We start from the raw sequence: 17,656 nt of genomic DNA on the forward strand, positions 1-17,656 counted from the left end.
GAAAATAAAAATGCCCCGCATCTTTCGATGCGGGGCATTTTTTATACCGCAGTGAATCAGTCGTCACGGCTCATGATGCCGAAGATCTGCAACAGGCTGATGAACAGGTTGTAGATCGATACATACAGGCTCACGGTCGCCATGATGTAGTTGCGCTCACCGCCGTGGATGATGGCGCTGGTCTGGAACAGGATGCACACCGAGGAAAACAGCACGAAGCCGGCGCTGATCGCCAGTTGCAGGCCACTGATCTGGAAGAACATGCCCGCAACCACGGCCGCCAGCAACACGAAGAAACCTGCGGTGATGAAGCCGCCCAGGAAGCTCATGTCTTTACGGGTGACCAGCACATAAGCCGACAGACCACCGAACACCAGCGCGGTCATGGCAAAAGCCGAACTGACCACTTCCGCGCCGCCAGCCATTCCAAGGTAACGGTTAAGGATCGGGCCGAGGATAAAACCCATGAAACCGGTCAAGGCAAACGCCGACACCAGGCCCCAGGCCGAGTCGCGAAGCTTGTTGGTGAGGAAGAACAGGCCGTAGAAACCGATCAGCACCACGAAGATATTCGGGTAGCCGACACGCATCTGCTGCGCCACGAACGCCATCAGGCCACTGAAGGCGAGAGTCAGGGCGAGCAGGCCATAGGTGTTGCGCAACACGCGGCTGACTTCGAGCTGCTCAGCCTGCGCGTTGCCATTCACTGCGTAATTCTGTTCGCGCATGGCGACACTCCTTGGGTTTTGAAACGTTCAGTCGCAAAGATCATAACAGACGCTCTGTAACAAGCGATGGCGAGAGTTTGACAGTGTGTTTCATTCGGGTATTATGGCGCCCGCTGAGACGGGATGGGCTATTATCCTCCTGTGTCACACAAGGGAAATTGGCAGAGTGGTTGAATGCACCGGTCTTGAAAACCGGCGGACGTTAATAGCGTCTCCAGGGTTCGAATCCCTGGTTTCCCGCCAAGATTCAAACGAAAGCCCCGCAATTGCGGGGCTTTTGTGTTTCTGGGGTTTGGCAAAACTCTCAGCGTAGGGATGGATCGTTTCCAGATCATTTCAGCTGGTTTCCTACGGTCCCCACCAGATTTGTGAGCGAGGTGTGTAATGCGTAGCGCCACTCGATCAACCCTGCGGGTTTGGTCGCCTCTTTAAGTGCAGCCATTTTTGCACTGTGTATTCCTTCCAGGAATGCGCCACATAAAACTAATGAATTTTTATTATTGCGGTGTCTGGCTTAGCTTGGTGTCAGGACATGGAGACCCGCATTGAAATCATCCCCTCTCGACTCAGTTGAAAAATTTGATACCGCCCGAGCCAATGAGTACGGTCGACAGAGCCGTATTGCGTTAGCGGGATATGACGCCTGCCAAGACTTGGCTGCGTGCATGCTGGCGGCAAGCCTGGGTAATACAAGTTCGGCAAAAATCCTGGTCGTTGGCGCTGGCGGTACGGCGCAGGAGATTATTGCGATGGCTAAGCTTGAACCGAGTTGGCGCTTTACGGCCGTTGACCCTTCCGAGCCGATGCTGGAGGCAGCAAAGCAGCAGTTAAACGCAAACAACTTGCTTGAAAGAACGATCATGTATCTTGGGCAAGTTGAAGACCTGGCAGCAGATGGGTCATACGACGCAGCGACTTTGATCGGTGTACTCCATCATCTGAATGGAGATGAAACCAAGCGAAAAATTTTACGATCCATTCGGGCTCATCTAAAACCGGGTGCGCCGCTGATTGTCGCGGGGAATCAATACGCTTACGCCAGCCAGCCGTTACTGCTTGCGGCCTGGGGGCAGCGGTGGCGGCAGCATGGGGCCAGCGCGGATGAAGTGAAGGTCAAGCTTGGGAAAATCCTTCAAGGCGCTGATCCTCCACATTCCGAGGCGGCGGTTCAAAAACTCTTGTATGACGCCGGATTTGGAGACGCTACCCGTTTCTTCAGCAGCCTTTTCTGGGGGGCGTGGTTGACGTGCAAAGTGGTCTGAACATAGCCGCGAATGGCTGCTTCTAGTCGATTCTGTTGAAAACGGTCAACCATCCCCAGCCGATCCAAGTGCACGACGTCTTCGTCGCCCTGCAATTTCAATGCAGATGCCACCGGCTGTGAGGGTTTTTGCCGGGTCTTTGCCAAGATGTGGCTGGTCGGTATTTCGCGCCCACCCGCAGCATTCTCCCACAGCGACCGCGACGAGACACAGCCATGATGTCGCGTGTCGCCGACACCTCGGCGTCGTCACGCCTCCACCCACTGAGCCTGCTTATCGCGATCGCGATATTTAGGGCTAGAAACCGGAACCCTTGAAGGACTTTAACAAGAGCGGCATTGCGCCTGGTGCCTGTTGATTGGCCGAACTATTGCTAGCGTCGCCGTACTCATCCGTCAGCGACGCTTTTTCCGCTCAATGGCGCTGCCGATGAAATGGCAGTGGCGGTTCGCACGGGCATTACTGCGCGATCAACAAAAAAGCTGAGCCACCGACAGCAGGCAAATCATCTGTGCAAACATTTGAGCACGAATAGGATGTCTCATTGCCCTGACCCTCACGGTAAGGTTCCGGTTAAACAAGTCGTTGCCCGTATTCAGTATAGGTCGTGTAATGAATTGTCCACGGGTGCAGCACGTTCCCGTTACGACAACTGTAGACCTGCGCTGCACTTTTCGTCATTTTTCCGATCTATCTGTGTCCGACCCATGCCGACTTCCTGCGTGGGCAGAGTCGTCAAATCGGGTGCCAATGGATCGCAGGTCAACGGTTTCAATCTTTAATCGAATGCGTCGGCTGTCGCTACCAGCGATGGCTTTTATCGTGCTGGCGGCCTCCGGTTGCACCCAGCAGCAGGGCCGTGATATCGCCAAGCAGTTCAGCAATGGCAAGCCCGATGAATTCTTTCAGACCAGCGTCGACCGTATGGCCACCCTGGGTATGCGTGACAATCTGCAAAGCCTGTATTTACTGATGAGCAAGCTGTATTTGCGTAACCCCAACCAGTGGCGGCAGTCGGGTTACCCGGATGCGGTGAGCGCGCAGCGGGAGATTCGCCAGGCCATTGAGCAACGTCGGCCGCTGGCGGCCTTGGGCGAACGTCGGGACCTGGCGGCGTTGAGTTATTCGTTGAGCCCAGAGTTCAAGGGCGACCGCGTCGGTGCGTTTATCTATGCCATCGGCAGTATGATCGTGACCGCCCATGGCGGGCGTACCGAGTTCTACTTGACCGATTCGATCAACCCGCAGTTCGTCAGCAACGCGGCGCGCAATATCGAGAAAGCCACCTGGCTGCTCAGCCAGCGCCAGGATGCGAACGGTGTGCTACTGCTGTTTTCCAACGAAATATCGGAGGAGGGCAGCAACCTCAGTTTTGCGGTCGAGTTCGGCAAAATAGTGGCGCGCTTGGACCTGCTCACGCAAATGCTCGATGAGCGCTATCGGCGCATCGGCCTGAATTATGCGCAAAGTCTGCTGCTGATGAATTTTCTACCGGTGCAGTGATCGCCGTTTTCGTCCCGGCGGGTGCGTTGCTTCCCTTTCCTCCGTAGGAAACAGCCTATCTTGCATGGCGGTGCTTGAAACACTTCTGCCTCGGCAATAGCCTCGGACTTTTCTGAAAAAACGAGGCCCTACCTTGGGTAAGCGGAAAACGGTCTGGCCTACTGATCGCGAAATACGCCTGCGCTTTATGCTCTTCGCTGTGATCAATGCCGCAACGGTCCAGGATGTCGGCGCTGAAGTGCTGTTGCCGGCGCATAAGTTACTGAGTGAGTCGCCTAACGAAACGCAATTGCTGGCAGCCCTTGGGGAAATACTGGCGACCGAGGAAATGGAGGGCTTCAGGTTTACTCCAGGTTCCGAGGCCGATGAATTGATGCAGACGCTGCAAATACCCATCCCCTGAAACGCTCATACCACAGGCCGCAAGACGGCCTGGCGCGTCTTCAACCGAGAGCTATCATGACAGTTCGTCGACCGGTGTTTAAGCATTGGACGACTTAGCCGATGCAGTGATGACAACCCTCAGTGGACGCCAACATGTTTAATCGACGCTTGAAGAAGGACCTTCTGGACCAGGACGACGAACTCTTCCTGCTCCGTCAACTCGTCGCTCAATGTGATCGAGGCATGATCTCGATACGCTTGGATGCCGACTTTCGCATCACGGTCGTGAATGAGGCGTTCGCGCGGGCCTTGGGCTATTCCCGTGAGCAAGTGGAGGGACGCCTGTTGAATGAAATTGTCCCGGCTTACGTCAAGGACCTGCCGTGCTTTCGAAATTTCAATGCGGCGGTCGCGCGCTGCGAGCCGGTCAACGATGATTATCGCTACCTGCGTAACGATGGCAGCCTGGCCTGGTTCCACCTGACCTGGCTCCCCATTAAAGGGCGTGATGGCCAGCTTTCATCTGTACAGGCATACGGCGCAGAAGTCACTCGCGCCATCGAAATCGGCAAGGAAAACGAAGCGTTTATCAACGCGTTGTTGCGCTCGACGGCGGTCATCCAGTTCAAGCTGGATGGCACCGTAGTCACCGCCAATAAACAATTTCTCGACGCCATGGGTTATACGCTCGACCAGATCGTGGGCAAGAAACACAGCATGTTCTGCACCGCGCAGGAAGCGGCGTCGCCGGCGTACAGCCATTTCTGGCAGACGCTCAACCGCGGGGAATACGTGGCCAGCCGTTTCAAACGCTTGGACAGTCGTGGCCATGAAGTGTGGCTCGAAGCGACCTACAACCCTGTGCACGATGCCGAAGGTAACCTGTGCAAAGTGGTCAAGTTTGCCAGTGTGGTAACCGACCAGGTCTTGAGGGAGTCAGAGGTCAAGGAAGCTGCCGGGGTGGCCTATGAAGTGTCACAGCAAACCGATGTGACCGCCGAGCGCGGCGCGGCGGTGGTGCAAAATACCGTGCAGACCATGCAGAACATCGCCACGCAAATGCAGTCGGCCACCGGCAGCATTGAGGCGCTGGGCAAGCAATCGTTGTTGATCAGTGCGATTGTGCAGACCATCGGTGGTATCGCCGCGCAAACCAACCTGTTGGCGCTCAATGCGGCCATTGAGGCCGCGCGGGCGGGTGAACAGGGCAGAGGATTCGCAGTGGTCGCCGATGAGGTCCGGCAGCTGGCCAGTCGTACCAGTGCCGCGACGGAGGAGATTGTCAGCGTGGTTCAACAGAACCAGAGGCTGGCCGATGAAGCCATCGCCGAAATGTTCAGCAGCCGCGAACAGGCCGAGCAAGGCCTGACATTGGCCAACCAGGCCGGTGCGGTCATCACCGAAATCCAAGGCGGCGCCAAGCAAGTGGTCAGTGCAGTAGGGCGCTTTGCCAACGAGCTGCAATAGCGCCTGACGCGCTCGATCAGGCAACTAACGGGCTAAGTGCGTTCAGTCATCCAGGCTGAACGTCAGCCAGTGGGCGTTATCTGTTTGCCGATTGATCTCCACGATCACCCCCTTTATTTCCCGCCCCTGGGGCAATGTCACCGTGACATGGTTGGCGTGCCCCGGCCATTGCAGCGGACCATCCGCCTCCAGGCGCACGATGGTCGGCGTGCCATTTTCCGACAGACGAATATTGACCGATGGGTTCGGGCATTCCTCCGGCTCGGCGCCGAGGTGGCGTGAGGCCAGGAGTACATGGGCGGTACCTTCGTGTGTCAGCGACATAGTGGTTTCCTTTTGAATGCGCGCGGTGAGTTGAGCAGTGGACCTCACGCAGGTGCTGGAGGTTTCGTCGGGTTGCGACGTGCTGTTCTGCCTTCATTCGGTTCTGATGCTGTCGTGGGAAAGTTCGATGTGCTAATCGGGCGTGACTTGTCGCCCACCGTTGCCTTCCCAACACTGCCCGCGTGCTGGGCCAAGCCTTGCACGCCTCCGAATTTCAAGGATTTGCCCTCATGCTGTTGCGTCAACCTCCGTTTCTGTTTGCTGCCTTGGCCCTGACCTCTCTGGCGCATGCCGAAGAACTGCAATTGGCGCCGGTGGAAGTCACCAGCAGCGAGGCCAGTGCTGGCGAAGTGGCACAGGTGCAATTGCGCAGCGTGCCTGGCGCCACTAACTACATCGACATGAACAGCGTGCAGCAGGGGCGGGTCAGTTCCAACGAGGACGTGTTCAAGTACCAGGCTGGGGTGTACGCCAAGGCGGCTAATAACGAAGGGGTGAAACTGTCCATTCGCGGCTCGGGCCTCAATCGCGGCCCAGGCGCCCACGCCTCCGGCTTGTACGAAATGTTCGACGGCCTGCCATTGACTGGTCCCGGCGGCACGCCCTACGAACTCAAAGACCCGCTATGGCAAAGCCGGGTCGAGGTGTTGCGTGGCGCCAACGGTTTTGACCAAGGCGCGCTGGCGCTGGGTGGGGCGGTCAATTACGTGACCCGCACCGGCTACGACGCGCCCAAGCTGCAACTGCGCTATGAGATGGGCAGCCGTGGCTACGGGCAGCGTGAGATCAGTTCGGGCCAGGTGCTGGGGGATGCCGATTACTACATCAGCCTTACCGATTCCGAGTCCGACGGCTATCAGCACCAAAGCGCCGCCACCGGCAAAGGGGTTGCCGCCAACTTCGGCTATCGCTTCAACCCGAATCTGGAGACGCGTTTTTACCTGCGCTACCGCGAAACCACCAACGACACTCCCGGCAAACTCACCCGTGACCAGATCAGCCATGATCCACGCGCGGCCAATCGCCTCAATGCCGCCCGCGATTCCAAGCGCCTGCAACCCGGTTCCACCTGGTTGGCCAACAAGACCACCTTGCAGTTGGATGACAACAGTCGGGTCGAGGTAGGCCTGGCCTACCACGATTACCCCATGGACCTGCGCGAAGGCACCAATCGCCTGAAAGTCGCCTACACCGATATCAGCGGCACCCTCAATTACATCCGCCAGGACACGCTGTTCGGCCACGACAGCAAGACCACCGTGGGGCTGCGCACCACTCAGGCAATGCCCAACAATGGCACGTCGGAATATGTACGCACTCCCGCGGGTAATACTGCGTCCTACGCTCCCGGCACTAAAACCCGCGACTACAGCTACCTGGGTTCCGACACCGTGCTGCATGTGGGCAACGACTTGGAGCTGGTTCCGGACCTGTGGCTGACCACTGGCCTTGCGGCGATCTACACCCGCCGCGAAACCGAAGTGACCTACCCGGCCACGGGCACGCCGGTCAGCCAGCACGATTGGGACTACGCGCCGCGCATCGGCCTGCGCTATGACTTCACCGCGCAATTGCAGGTGTACGGCAACCTGAGCCGCTCGGTGGAGCCGCCGCACGCCTGGTCGATGATCTGGGGTTCCAACCGCTATTTCCCTAAAGACAGCGGCCCGGCCACTGGCTTGCAGCGTGAAGGCGTGAAGTTGAAAAACCAGACCGCCACTACCCTGGAAATCGGCGGGCGGGGCGAGCAGTGGTTTGGTCAGTGGGACTTGGCGCTGTATCGCTCCGAGGTGCGCCACGAACTGCTCAGCGTCGAGACCCAGGCACAAACAGCCACGTCCAATGCCGTGATCGCCGAATCCAATGCCAGCCCCACCGTGCATCAGGGCGTAGAACTGAGCCTGCTCAGTCCGCTGTGGGAGGGCGGCCGCAACGGTCAGCTCGCCCTGCGCCAGGCCTACACCTTCAGTGACTTCCATTACCGCGACGACGAGCGCTTTGGCGACAACAGCTTGCCGGGCATCCCCAAGCATTACTACCAGGCGCAACTGCGCTACAGCCACCCGACGGGGTTCTACACCAGCCTCAACACTGAGCATTCGTCGCGAGTGGCGGTGGATTACGCCAATTCCTACTACGCCGCGTCCTACACCACACTGGGCGCCACCCTCGGCTACGACGCCCCCAAACAAGACTGGCAAGCCTGGGTCGATCTGCGCAACCTGACCAACCGGCGTTACGCCAACACCGTGACGCCCGGTTACGACGACAAAGGCTTGGATGCCGCGCGTTCAACCCCGGCGGACGGTCGTGGCATTTACACCGGTGTGTCGTGGAGCTGGCGTTAAGCCGGGTGTCAACCCTTGCTCCCATAGCGTTTTACTGGCATTGTTCGCGCAATTGGTAATATTTCCCATTTGAGAAGTTTTTGCGCATGCATGACATTCCGGCCGCGCTGGGCGATCCAGTGCGTCAGCAGACCCTTACGGCGATGTACCGCGAACACCATGGCTGGTTGCACGGTTGGCTGCGCAAAAAACTCGGGTGCTCGCAACAGGCTGCGGACCTGGCCCATGATGCGTTTATTCGCGTCTTGATGCTGTCCGAGCCGCAGCACATCCAAGAGCCGCGAGCTTTTTTGGCGACCACGGCGGGGCGCCTGCTGATCGATGGCGCGCGTCGGCGGCGCATTGAAAAAGCCTACCTGCAAGCGCTGGCAATCCAGAGTGAAGATGCCGGCATGCCCGATCCGGCGGCCATTCATGTGGCACTGCAAGCCTTGGAGCGTATCGCCGAGATGCTCACCGGTTTGCCGGCCAAGGCCCGCGAAGCGTTTCTGCTGAGCCGCCTCGACGGGCTGACCTACAGCGAAATCGCCCTGCGCTTGAACGTGTCCCCCAGCTCGGTCAAAAACTACATTTCCAGTGCCCTGGTGCACTGCTACCACAGCCTGCACGCGGCGGACCCGCTGTCGTGAGTTCCGAACAGATCATTCAGCAAGCGGCGAATTGGCTGACGCGTCTGCACGACGAAGATGTCAGCGACGCCGAGCGACGGGCGTTCGAGGCCTGGTGCCAGGCCGACCCGCGCCACGGGGTGGCCATCGAGCGTATGCGCGGCCTGTGGGGGAGTTTCGACACCGTTCCCGCGCAACCGGCGCGCATTGCCCTGAAGCGCGCTTTTCCCACGCCACGCGCGCGCGGAGCCCAGGTGGTGGGCCTGCTCGGTGTGTTGCTGTGCGGATGGCTGAGCCTGGAACATATGCCGGTGTGGATGGCCGACCAGCGCACCGGCGTCGGCGAGCGGCGCCAAATCGCCCTGGCAGACGGCAGCCAGTTGCAGCTCAACAGCAACTCGGCGGTGGACGTGAAATTCGACGGCCATCAGCGAGTGATCGAGCTGTTGCAAGGGGAGCTGTGGGTCGATGTGGCCAAGGACGCGCAACGGCCCTTCGTGGTGCGCACCGACCAAGGCACGGCGACGGCGTTGGGTACGCGCTACCTGGTCAAGCGCGCGGCGGACGGCTCGACGGTGGTGACGGTGATCGAGTCCACCGTGGCGGTCAAAGGGCAGGCCAGCGAAAGCGTCAAGGTCACGGCCGGGCAACGCTCGGTGGTGGATCACGGCCGCGCCCAGCCGCCCCAGCCTATCGGTAATGCCGACGCGGACGCCTGGACCCGTGGCCTACTCAAGGTCAACGACCAACCCTTGGGCGAGGTGCTGCAAACCCTGGCCAGCTACCGCCACGGCCTGTTGCGGTTCGATGCCGCTGCTTTGGGCGATATGCGCGTGTCCGGGGTGTTCAAGCTGGATGACACCTCGGCGGCGCTGTCGGCATTGGCCGATAACCTGCCGATTCAGGTTGAGTACTTCACCGACCTGCTGGTAGTGGTCAAGCCGCGCTAGTGCTGGCGCAGGCGTTTATACAAGGTATTGCGGCTCACTCCCAGTTCCCTGGCAAGGTGGGAAATATTACCGCCGGCGGCTTTGAGGCGCCGGGTCAGGTCGTCGCTGTCGTCCAGCCCATCGTTGGCCGGGGCCGGCGCTGCCCGGTCCAGGTCGACGAAGAAGTCGTCCGGCAGATGCTCGACGCGGATCGGCTGCTCTTCGGCCATCGCCAGCGCCACCTGCAGCACGCTGCTGACCTGGCGCAGATTGCCCGGCCAAGGGTGCTGCTCGAACAGCGCCAGCACCTCGGCGCTCAAGCCGGCCCTTTGCGTCGGCTCGCGATGCTGTTGCCACAGTTGTTGGAACAGCGCCTGTTTGTCACGGCGTTCGCGCAATGGGGGCAGTTCCAGGGTCAGGCCGCCGATGCGGTAGTACAAATCCTCGCGGAAACGCCCGGCCTGCACCCACTCGCGCAAGGCTCGATTGGTGGCGGAGATTATGCGCAGATCCACCGGGAACAGGTCGCTGCTGCCCACCGGTTGCACGCAGCGTTCTTGCAAAACCCGCAATAGCCGCGCCTGGGTCGGAAGTGGCATGTCACCAATTTCATCGAGAAACAGTGTGCCCTTGTCCGCTTTGCGGATCAGGCCGATGCTGCCTTTCTGATTGGCACCGGTGAACGCGCCTTTTTCGTAGCCGAACAACTCCGATTCCACCAATTCGGCGGGAATCGCCGCACAGTTCACCGCGATAAAGGCCTGGCGGCTGCGGGAACTGGCCTGGTGCAAGGCTTTGACGAACACTTCCTTGCCCACCCCGGTTTCACCGTGGATCAGCAGCGGAATGTCTTTTTCCAGCAGGCGCTCGGCCTGGCGCACGGCTTTTTCCACGCGCGGGTCGCCAAAGTGCAGAGTCTTGAGACCGATGGCCGTGGGGGCAGGCGTAGGGCGCGGTTCGCGAGCCTTGGGATCGGTAAATACGCGGGCCTGCACCGGCTGCTGGAGGGGGCGCTTGAGCAGGCACTGGAAACGGTTGCGCCCGGCCGCCTGCAATGAGAACGGCAAGCCTTCGGGCTGGTTGAGCAATTCCAGCAACGACACTTTGAACAGGCTGTCGATCATCACGCGCGACAAACTGATGCCCAGCAGGTTGTCGGCGCGACGGTTGGCCGAGAGCACCTGGCCGCTTTCATCGAAAATCAGCAACCCCGCCCACTGGCTATCGAGATTGCTCAAACCGGTGTTGAAGGTCAGCTGGAAGTGCTCGCCGCGAAACAGGTTGAGGATCAACCGGTTCTCCACGGTCTGGCTCATCATCTTGACCATGCCGAGGGTATGGGAGGGTGGCAGGTAGCTGTCGCTGGAAACGTCCAACACCGCGATGATTTCGCGCTGGGCATCGAAGATCGGCGCCGCGGAACCGGTCATAAAGCGGTTGGCCTTGAGAAAGTGTTCGTCGTGCGCGATGTGCACCGCCTGGGCACAGGCCAAGGCGGTGCCGATGGCATTGGTGCCGCTGGCGCGCTCCAGCCAGCTGGCGCCGGCGCTGAAACCACGGGCCAGCTTGGGTTCGATAAAACGCTGGGTGCCCCACGACGTCAGCACTTGGCCCTGGTTGTCAGCCAGCATGATCAGGCAGTTGGAGTTGCTGAGGATATTTTCGTAGTAGGGCAGGACTTCCTGGTGAGTGGTCTGCACCAGGGAATGCTGGCTCTCCAGCAATTGGCTGATGCCCTCTGCAGGCAGTTGGTCAAAGCTGGGCGGGCTTTGGTGGTCCAGGCCAAAAGCGCGGCAACGGCGCCAGGAGTCCTGAATGATGGTGTCGTGAGCCAAGGGTTCGGCCATGGGGCGACCTTCTTTTTATTGTTTTGGGGTCTTGCGCAATCTACTGACGCCACCGCTACAAAATGCGTTGAGCATTCAATCGGCTTCAAAGAGTGTTGTTCAGAACTGTTCACTGTCAAGCCCCAAACTGTTCACTTGCTCAACCAAATTGTTCACTCCTGAACATCACCTAAGCCCCATTTCCTTGTGAATCAAGTACCTGCATTTTTGGCACGAAACTCGCTCTGACGACTGGCCAGATTCATTCCAATAATAAAAAGGTCGTGTCATGTCATTGACCCTGGAACATGTCTCCCGCGTTGTCGAAGGCCAGACTTGGATCGACGACGCCAACCTGCGTTTCGAACCCGGTTCCTTCAACGTTCTGCTTGGCCGGACGCTCTCCGGCAAGACCAGCCTGATGCGTCTGATGGCTGGGCTGGACAAGCCCGACAGCGGCCGCGTCCTGATGAACGGCGTGGACGTCACCCACAAGCCGGTGCGCCTGCGTAATGTGTCGATGGTCTATCAGCAGTTCATTAACTACCCGACCATGACCGTGTTCGAGAACATCGCCTCGCCGTTGCGCCAGGCCGGCATGGCCCATGAGCTGATCCAGAGCAAGGTGCTGGAAACCGCCAGGATGCTGCGCATCGAAAAATTCCTGCAACGCCACCCGCTCGAACTGTCCGGTGGCCAGCAGCAACGTACCGCCATGGCCCGGGCCTTGGTGAAGGATGCCGAACTGATCCTGTTCGACGAGCCGCTGGTGAACCTGGACTACAAACTGCGCGAAGAGCTGCGTCAGGAAATGCGCGAGCTGTTCGCCGCGCGGCACACCATCGCCATCTATGCCACCACCGAGCCCAACGAAGCCCTGGCCCTGGGCGGCACCACCACCATCCTCCACGAAGGCCGAGTGATCCAGAGTGGCAAGGCCGCCGAGGTCTATCACCAGCCCCAGACGGTACTGGCCGCCGAGCTGTTTTCCGAACCACCGATCAACCTGATGCCCGGGCGGATCAGCGGCAACGAAGTGAGCTTCGCCAATTTCGTGCATTTCCCCCTCAATGTGGACCTGCGTCCGATCGGAGAGGGCGAGTTCCGTTTCGGGGTACGCCCCAGCCATATCAGCCTGGTGCCGAGCAACGACGATGACCTGGAGCTGGCGGTGACCGTGGAAGTGGCTGAGATCAGCGGCTCCGAAACCTTTTTGCATGTGCGCAGCGAACATTTCCTACTGGTGCTGCACCTGCCGGGGGTGCATGAGTACGACGTCGATGCGCCGATCCGCGTGTATATCCCCACCCATAAACTGTTTGTGTTCGATGGTCAGGGCCGCTTGGTCCAGGCCCCCGGGCGCCGTGTCGCGAGGGTTGCCTGATGGCCGAGATCCATTTGCAGAACCTGGCGCACAGCTACAGTCCTACGCCGAACGGGCCTGAAGACTACGCGATCCGGGCAATGAACCATGTGTGGGAGCAGGGCGGTGCCTACGCCTTGCTCGGCCCGTCGGGCTGCGGCAAGTCGACCTTGCTTAATATCATCTCCGGGTTGCTCAGTCCGTCCGAAGGCCAGGTGCTGTTCGATACCCAAGTGGTCAACGACCTTACGCCGGAAAAACGCAACATCGCCCAGGTGTTCCAGTTCCCGGTGGTCTACGACACCATGACGGTGTTCGACAACCTGGCCTTTCCATTGCGCAACCAGGGCATGGCCGAGGCGAAAATTCACAGCAAAGTGCAGGAAATCGCTGAAGTCCTCGACCTGCAAAACCTGCTGAACAAAAAAGCCCGCAACCTCACCGCCGACGAAAAGCAAAAAGTCTCCATGGGCCGCGGCCTGGTGCGTGACGACGTGTCGGCGATCCTGTTCGACGAGCCGTTGACGGTGATCGATCCGCACCTGAAGTGGAAGCTGCGGCGCAAGCTCAAGCAGATCCATGAGCAGTTCAATATCACCATGGTCTACGTCACCCACGACCAGTTGGAAGCCTCGACCTTCGCCGACAAAATCGCGGTGATGTACGGCGGGCAGATTGTGCAATTCGGCACGCCGCGAGAACTGTTCGAACGGCCCAGCCATACCTTTGTCGGCTATTTCATCGGCAGCCCTGGGATGAATCTGATCGAGGTGCAGGCCGAGCCGGGTGGGGTGCGCTTTGCCGGCACCCATCTGCCGCTATCCACTGCAATGCAACAGCGCCTTGCCGAGACAAGCTACCAGAGGTTACAGGTCGGCATCCGCCCGGAATTTATCCACGTATGGGACGAGCACAACGCTGACGCCCTGCAAGCCGATGTCACGCATCTGGAAGACCTCGGCACCTACAAGATCATGACCCTCGACCTCGACGGTGCGACGCTCAAAGTGCGCCTGGCCGAAGACAAACCGGTGCCCGAACTCAAGGCTTCCATCAGTTTCCCCGCGCAATGGCTGATGCTCTACGCCGACGACTACCTGCTGGAGGTGTTGCCATGAACAAGGTGCAGAACAACAAAGCCTGGTGGCTGGTACTGCCGGTGTTCCTGCTGGTGGCGTTCAGCGCGGTGATCCCGATGATGACCGTGGTCAACTACTCGGTGCAGGACATTTTCGACCAGTCCAGCCGCTACTTTGTCGGGGCAGACTGGTACAAGCAGGTGCTGCTCGACCCGCGCCTGCACGACTCGTTGCTGCGCCAGTTCATCTATTCGGCCTGCGTGCTGTTGATCGAAATCCCGCTGGGTATCGCCATTGCCCTGACCATGCCGACCAAAGGTCGCTGGTCGTCGCTGGTGCTGATCATCCTGGCGATCCCGCTACTGATTCCGTGGAACGTGGTGGGCACCATCTGGCAGATCTTCGGCCGCGCCGATATCGGCCTACTGGGCTCGACCCTCAACGCCCTGGGGATCAACTACAACTACGCGGCCAACACCATGGACGCCTGGGTCACGGTGCTGGTGATGGACGTATGGCACTGGACCTCACTGGTGGCCCTGCTGTGTTATTCCGGCCTGCGGGCGATTCCGGACGTGTACTACCAGGCTGCGCGTATTGATCGCGCGTCGGCCTGGGCAGTTTTCCGACATATCCAGTTGCCCAAAATGAAGAGCGTGCTGTTGATCGCGGTGATGCTGCGCTTTATGGACAGCTTCATGATTTACACCGAACCCTTCGTCCTGACCGGCGGCGGACCGGGTAACGCCACCACGTTCCTGAGTCAGACATTGACCCAGATGGCCGTAGGTCAATTCGACCTGGGCCCGGCGGCGGCGTTTTCCCTGGTGTATTTCCTGATCATCCTGTTGGTGTCCTGGCTGTTCTACACCGCCATGACCCACTCCGACGCCAACCGCTGAGGCCGCCAACATGAGCAAACGCAAGCTGATTCCATTGTTGCTGTACATCCTGTTCCTGCTGGTGCCGATCTACTGGCTGCTGAACATGTCCTTCAAGAGCAACACCGAGATCCTCGGCGGCCTGACGTTGTTTCCGCAGGATTTCACCCTGGCCAACTACAAGGTGATCTTCACCGATCCGAGCTGGTACACCGGCTACCTCAATTCGTTGTACTACGTGAGCCTGAACACGGTGATCTCCCTGAGCGTGGCGCTGCCGGCGGCCTATGCGTTTTCGCGCTACCGCTTTCTGGGGGACAAGCACCTGTTCTTCTGGCTGCTGACCAACCGCATGGCGCCGCCGGCGGTGTTTTTGCTGCCGTTTTTCCAGCTCTACTCTTCCATCGGCCTGTTCGACACCCACATCGCTGTGGCGCTGGCCCATTGCCTGTTCAACGTGCCGTTGGCGGTGTGGATTCTGGAAGGTTTTATGTCCGGCGTGCCCAAGGAAATCGACGAAACCGCCTACATTGACGGTTACTCGTTTCCTAAGTTCTTCGTGAAGATTTTTGTGCCGTTGATCGGCTCCGGCATCGGGGTGACGGCATTTTTCTGCTTTATGTTTTCCTGGGTCGAGCTGCTGCTGGCGCGCACGCTCACGTCGGTCAACGCCAAGCCCATCGCGGCGGTGATGACCCGCACGGTGTCGGCCTCCGGTATCGACTGGGGCGTGCTGGCCGCGGCGGGGGTGTTGACCATCCTGCCGGGCATGCTGGTGATCTGGTTTGTTCGTAACCACGTGGCCAAGGGCTTTGCCCTGGGCCGGGTCTAGAGGATTCGATGATGGAATGGATGGCCTGGACCACCCCCACCGCACTGTTCTTTGGCGGCATCGCCCTGATTCTGGCGGGCATGACTACCTGGGAGCTGCGTTCGCCGAGCATCCCGCGGCGCGGGTTTCTGCCGATCAGCACCACCCGTGGCGATCGTTTGTTTATCGGTCTTCTCGGCAGCGCCTACCTGCATTTGCTGGTAATCGGCGTTACCGACTGGAGCATCTGGGTAGCGTCCGCGCTGTCCCTGGTATGGCTGTTGAGTGTGATGCGTTGGGGCTGATGCCCTTATGAAATAAACAACCAGGAGGTCTCTATGTTGAATAAGAACAATAAGCTGCGACATAGCATTTCATTGGCCGCCGTACTGGCCCTGAGCGGTTTGAGCGCTTCGGCCTGGGCCGATGCCTACGAAGACGCCGCGAAAAAATGGATCGGCAGCGAGTTCAAACCGTCCACCCTCACCGAAGCCCAGCAGCTCGAAGAGTTGAAGTGGTTTATCAAAGCTGCGGAGCCGTTCCGTGGGATGAAGATCAACGTGGTGTCGGAAACCCTCACCACCCACGAGTACGAATCCAAGGTGCTGGCCAAGGCCTTTAGCGAGATCACCGGGATCAAGCTGACCCACGACCTGCTGCAGGAAGGCGACGTGGTGGAGAAACTGCAAACCCAGATGCAGTCCGATAAAAACATCTATGACGGCTGGGTTAACGATTCCGACTTGATCGGTACCCACGTTCGCTATGGCAAGACCGAATCGATCACCGACCTGATGGCCAACGAAGGCAAGGGCTTCACCTCGCCGACCCTGGACCTCAAGGACTTTATCGGCCTGTCCTTCACCACCGGTCCGGACGGCAAGCTCTACCAACTGCCTGACCAACAGTTCGCCAACCTCTACTGGTTCCGCGCCGACTGGTTCGAACGCCCGGAGCTGAAAGCCAAGTTCAAGGAAAAGTACGGCTATGAACTCGGTGTGCCGGTGAACTGGTCTGCCTACGAGGACATCGCCAAATTCTTCAGCGAAGACGTCAAGGAAATCGACGGCAAACGCATCTATGGGCACATGGACTACGGCAAGAAAGACCCGTCCCTGGGCTGGCGTTTCACCGATGCCTGGTTCTCCATGGCCGGCGGCGGCGACAAAGGCCTGCCCAACGGTTTGCCGGTGGACGAGTGGGGCATTCGCGTGGAGGACTGCCACCCGGTGGGTTCCAGTGTCACCCGTGGCGGCGACACCAATGGCCCGGCGGCGGTGTTCGCCACCCAGAAATACGTGGACTGGATGAAAGCCTACGCGCCACCGGAAGCAGCGGGCATGACCTTCTCCGAATCCGGCCCGGTGCCGTCCCAGGGCAATATCGCCCAGCAGATTTTCTGGTACACCGCGTTTACCGCCGACATGACCAAACCGGGCCTGCCGGTGGTGAATGCCGACGGCACACCGAAATGGCGCATGGCGCCGTCGCCGGTAGGGCCTTACTGGGAAAAGGGCATGAAAAAGGGCTATCAGGACGTAGGTTCCTGGACGTTCCTCAAGTCCACCCCCGAGAAGCAGAAACTGGCGGCCTGGCTCTACGCGCAGTTCGTGACCTCGAAAACCGTGTCGCTGAAGAAAACCATCGTCGGTCTGACGCCGATTCGTGAGTCCGACATCAACTCCCAGGCCATGACCGACATGGCGCCGAAACTCGGCGGGCTGGTGGAGTTCTACCGCAGCCCGGCCCGCGTGGAGTGGACGCCTACCGGCACCAACGTGCCGGACTACCCGCGCCTGGCGCAACTGTGGTGGAGCAATATCGCCGCCGCCGCCAGCGGCGAGAAAACCCCGCAACAGGCGTTGGACAACCTGGCCAAGGAGCAGGACGCGATCATGACGCGCCTGGAACGCTCCAAGGTGCAGCCGGTGTGCGGCCCGAAAATGAACCCCGAGCGTGACGCGCAATACTGGTTCGACCAACCGGGCGCACCCAAGCCGAAACTGGCCAACGAGAAGCCCAAAGGCGAGACTGTCGGCTACAACGACCTGCTTAAACAATGGGAGGCGGCGCGCAAGTAAGCGCCTATTTGTAGTGAGCGGGCTTGTCGAATCGTCGCACCGCCCGGGCTGGGCTGCGTAGC

The 17,656-nt window shown here is 59.5% G+C and carries 16 protein-coding genes and 1 tRNA gene; 14 read left to right on the top strand and 3 right to left on the bottom strand.

Annotated features, from left to right (window positions below; genetic code table 11):
• Positions 1-56: 56 nt before the first annotated feature.
• Positions 57-728 carry a Bax inhibitor-1/YccA family protein gene (locus QRN41_RS16135; protein WP_258694743.1) on the bottom strand — a complete coding sequence of 224 codons (672 nt, stop codon included), beginning with the start codon at positions 726-728 and terminating at the stop codon, positions 57-59.
• A 152-nt stretch (positions 729-880) separates the two neighbouring features.
• Here QRN41_RS16135 and QRN41_RS16140 point away from each other — a divergent pair.
• From QRN41_RS16140 to QRN41_RS16160, 5 genes are all read left to right on the top strand, one after another.
• Positions 881-971: transfer RNA gene (locus QRN41_RS16140), tRNA-Ser, on the top strand.
• Between the two features lie 302 nt (positions 972-1,273).
• Complete coding sequence (locus QRN41_RS16145) at positions 1,274-1,990, top strand: class I SAM-dependent methyltransferase (protein WP_285421825.1); 717 nt, start codon at positions 1,274-1,276, stop codon at positions 1,988-1,990.
• 786 nt (positions 1,991-2,776) lie between these two features.
• Positions 2,777-3,493 carry a hypothetical protein gene (locus QRN41_RS16150; RefSeq protein WP_236218652.1) on the top strand — a complete coding sequence of 239 codons (717 nt, stop codon included), beginning with the start codon at positions 2,777-2,779 and terminating at the stop codon, positions 3,491-3,493.
• Between the two features lie 133 nt (positions 3,494-3,626).
• Positions 3,627-3,896: a hypothetical protein gene (locus tag QRN41_RS16155; RefSeq protein WP_034114144.1), complete on the top strand. Its 270-nt coding sequence runs from the start codon at positions 3,627-3,629 to the stop codon at positions 3,894-3,896.
• A 134-nt stretch (positions 3,897-4,030) separates the two neighbouring features.
• Positions 4,031-5,344, top strand: coding sequence for a methyl-accepting chemotaxis protein (locus QRN41_RS16160; RefSeq protein ID WP_123480054.1), 1,314 nt, complete (start codon positions 4,031-4,033; stop codon positions 5,342-5,344).
• Between the two features lie 42 nt (positions 5,345-5,386).
• Here the strand turns inward: QRN41_RS16160 and QRN41_RS16165 are convergent, their stop codons facing one another.
• Positions 5,387-5,668, bottom strand: coding sequence for a hypothetical protein (locus QRN41_RS16165; RefSeq protein ID WP_034098596.1), 282 nt, complete (start codon positions 5,666-5,668; stop codon positions 5,387-5,389).
• A 230-nt stretch (positions 5,669-5,898) separates the two neighbouring features.
• On the opposite strand from QRN41_RS16165, the gene QRN41_RS16170 reads away from it, so the two are divergent.
• The 3 genes from QRN41_RS16170 to QRN41_RS16180 all read left to right on the top strand — a co-directional run bounded on the left by QRN41_RS16170 (position 5,899) and on the right by QRN41_RS16180 (position 9,574).
• Positions 5,899-8,016 (top strand): TonB-dependent receptor family protein, encoded by a 2,118-nt coding sequence (locus QRN41_RS16170; protein WP_285421826.1) that lies wholly within the window; start codon positions 5,899-5,901, stop codon positions 8,014-8,016.
• Between the two features lie 86 nt (positions 8,017-8,102).
• Complete coding sequence (locus QRN41_RS16175) at positions 8,103-8,645, top strand: sigma-70 family RNA polymerase sigma factor (RefSeq protein ID WP_034114140.1); 543 nt, start codon at positions 8,103-8,105, stop codon at positions 8,643-8,645.
• Positions 8,642-9,574, top strand: coding sequence for a FecR family protein (locus tag QRN41_RS16180; protein ID WP_285421827.1), 933 nt, complete (start codon positions 8,642-8,644; stop codon positions 9,572-9,574). The genes QRN41_RS16175 and QRN41_RS16180 overlap by 4 nt, the downstream gene beginning before the upstream one ends.
• On the opposite strand, the gene QRN41_RS16185 is transcribed toward QRN41_RS16180, so the two are convergent.
• Positions 9,571-11,400 carry a sigma-54-dependent Fis family transcriptional regulator gene (locus QRN41_RS16185; RefSeq protein WP_034138518.1) on the bottom strand — a complete coding sequence of 610 codons (1,830 nt, stop codon included), beginning with the start codon at positions 11,398-11,400 and terminating at the stop codon, positions 9,571-9,573. The two genes, QRN41_RS16180 and QRN41_RS16185, sit on opposite strands and share 4 nt — an antisense overlap.
• 268 nt (positions 11,401-11,668) lie before the next feature.
• Between QRN41_RS16185 and QRN41_RS16190 the strand changes: the two genes are divergently transcribed.
• Genes QRN41_RS16190 through QRN41_RS16215 form a run of 6 tightly spaced genes read left to right on the top strand, consistent with a single transcriptional unit; the run spans position 11,669 to position 17,594 of the window.
• Positions 11,669-12,763 carry an ABC transporter ATP-binding protein gene (locus QRN41_RS16190; protein ID WP_123480049.1) on the top strand — a complete coding sequence of 365 codons (1,095 nt, stop codon included), beginning with the start codon at positions 11,669-11,671 and terminating at the stop codon, positions 12,761-12,763.
• Positions 12,763-13,860 (top strand): ABC transporter ATP-binding protein, encoded by a 1,098-nt coding sequence (locus QRN41_RS16195; RefSeq protein WP_285421828.1) that lies wholly within the window; start codon positions 12,763-12,765, stop codon positions 13,858-13,860. The genes QRN41_RS16190 and QRN41_RS16195 overlap by 1 nt, the downstream gene beginning before the upstream one ends.
• A complete protein-coding gene (locus QRN41_RS16200; protein ID WP_034098582.1) occupies positions 13,857-14,723 on the top strand; it encodes a carbohydrate ABC transporter permease in 867 nt (288 codons plus the stop codon). Before QRN41_RS16195 ends, QRN41_RS16200 begins: the two co-directional genes overlap by 4 nt.
• Positions 14,724-14,733: 10 nt before the next feature.
• The gene (locus tag QRN41_RS16205; protein WP_034098580.1) at positions 14,734-15,534 is read left to right on the top strand and encodes a carbohydrate ABC transporter permease; all 801 of its coding nucleotides are present in this window, start codon (positions 14,734-14,736) and stop codon (positions 15,532-15,534) included.
• Between the two features lie 11 nt (positions 15,535-15,545).
• Positions 15,546-15,818 (top strand): DUF2160 domain-containing protein, encoded by a 273-nt coding sequence (locus QRN41_RS16210; protein ID WP_003232363.1) that lies wholly within the window; start codon positions 15,546-15,548, stop codon positions 15,816-15,818.
• A gap of 33 nt (positions 15,819-15,851) precedes the next feature.
• Positions 15,852-17,594 (top strand): ABC transporter substrate-binding protein, encoded by a 1,743-nt coding sequence (locus tag QRN41_RS16215; protein ID WP_285421829.1) that lies wholly within the window; start codon positions 15,852-15,854, stop codon positions 17,592-17,594.
• Positions 17,595-17,656: the final 62 nt, after the last annotated feature.

This window comes from Pseudomonas sp. efr-133-TYG-23, assembly GCF_030209215.1.
Lineage (GTDB): Bacteria > Pseudomonadota > Gammaproteobacteria > Pseudomonadales > Pseudomonadaceae > Aquipseudomonas > Aquipseudomonas rhodesiae.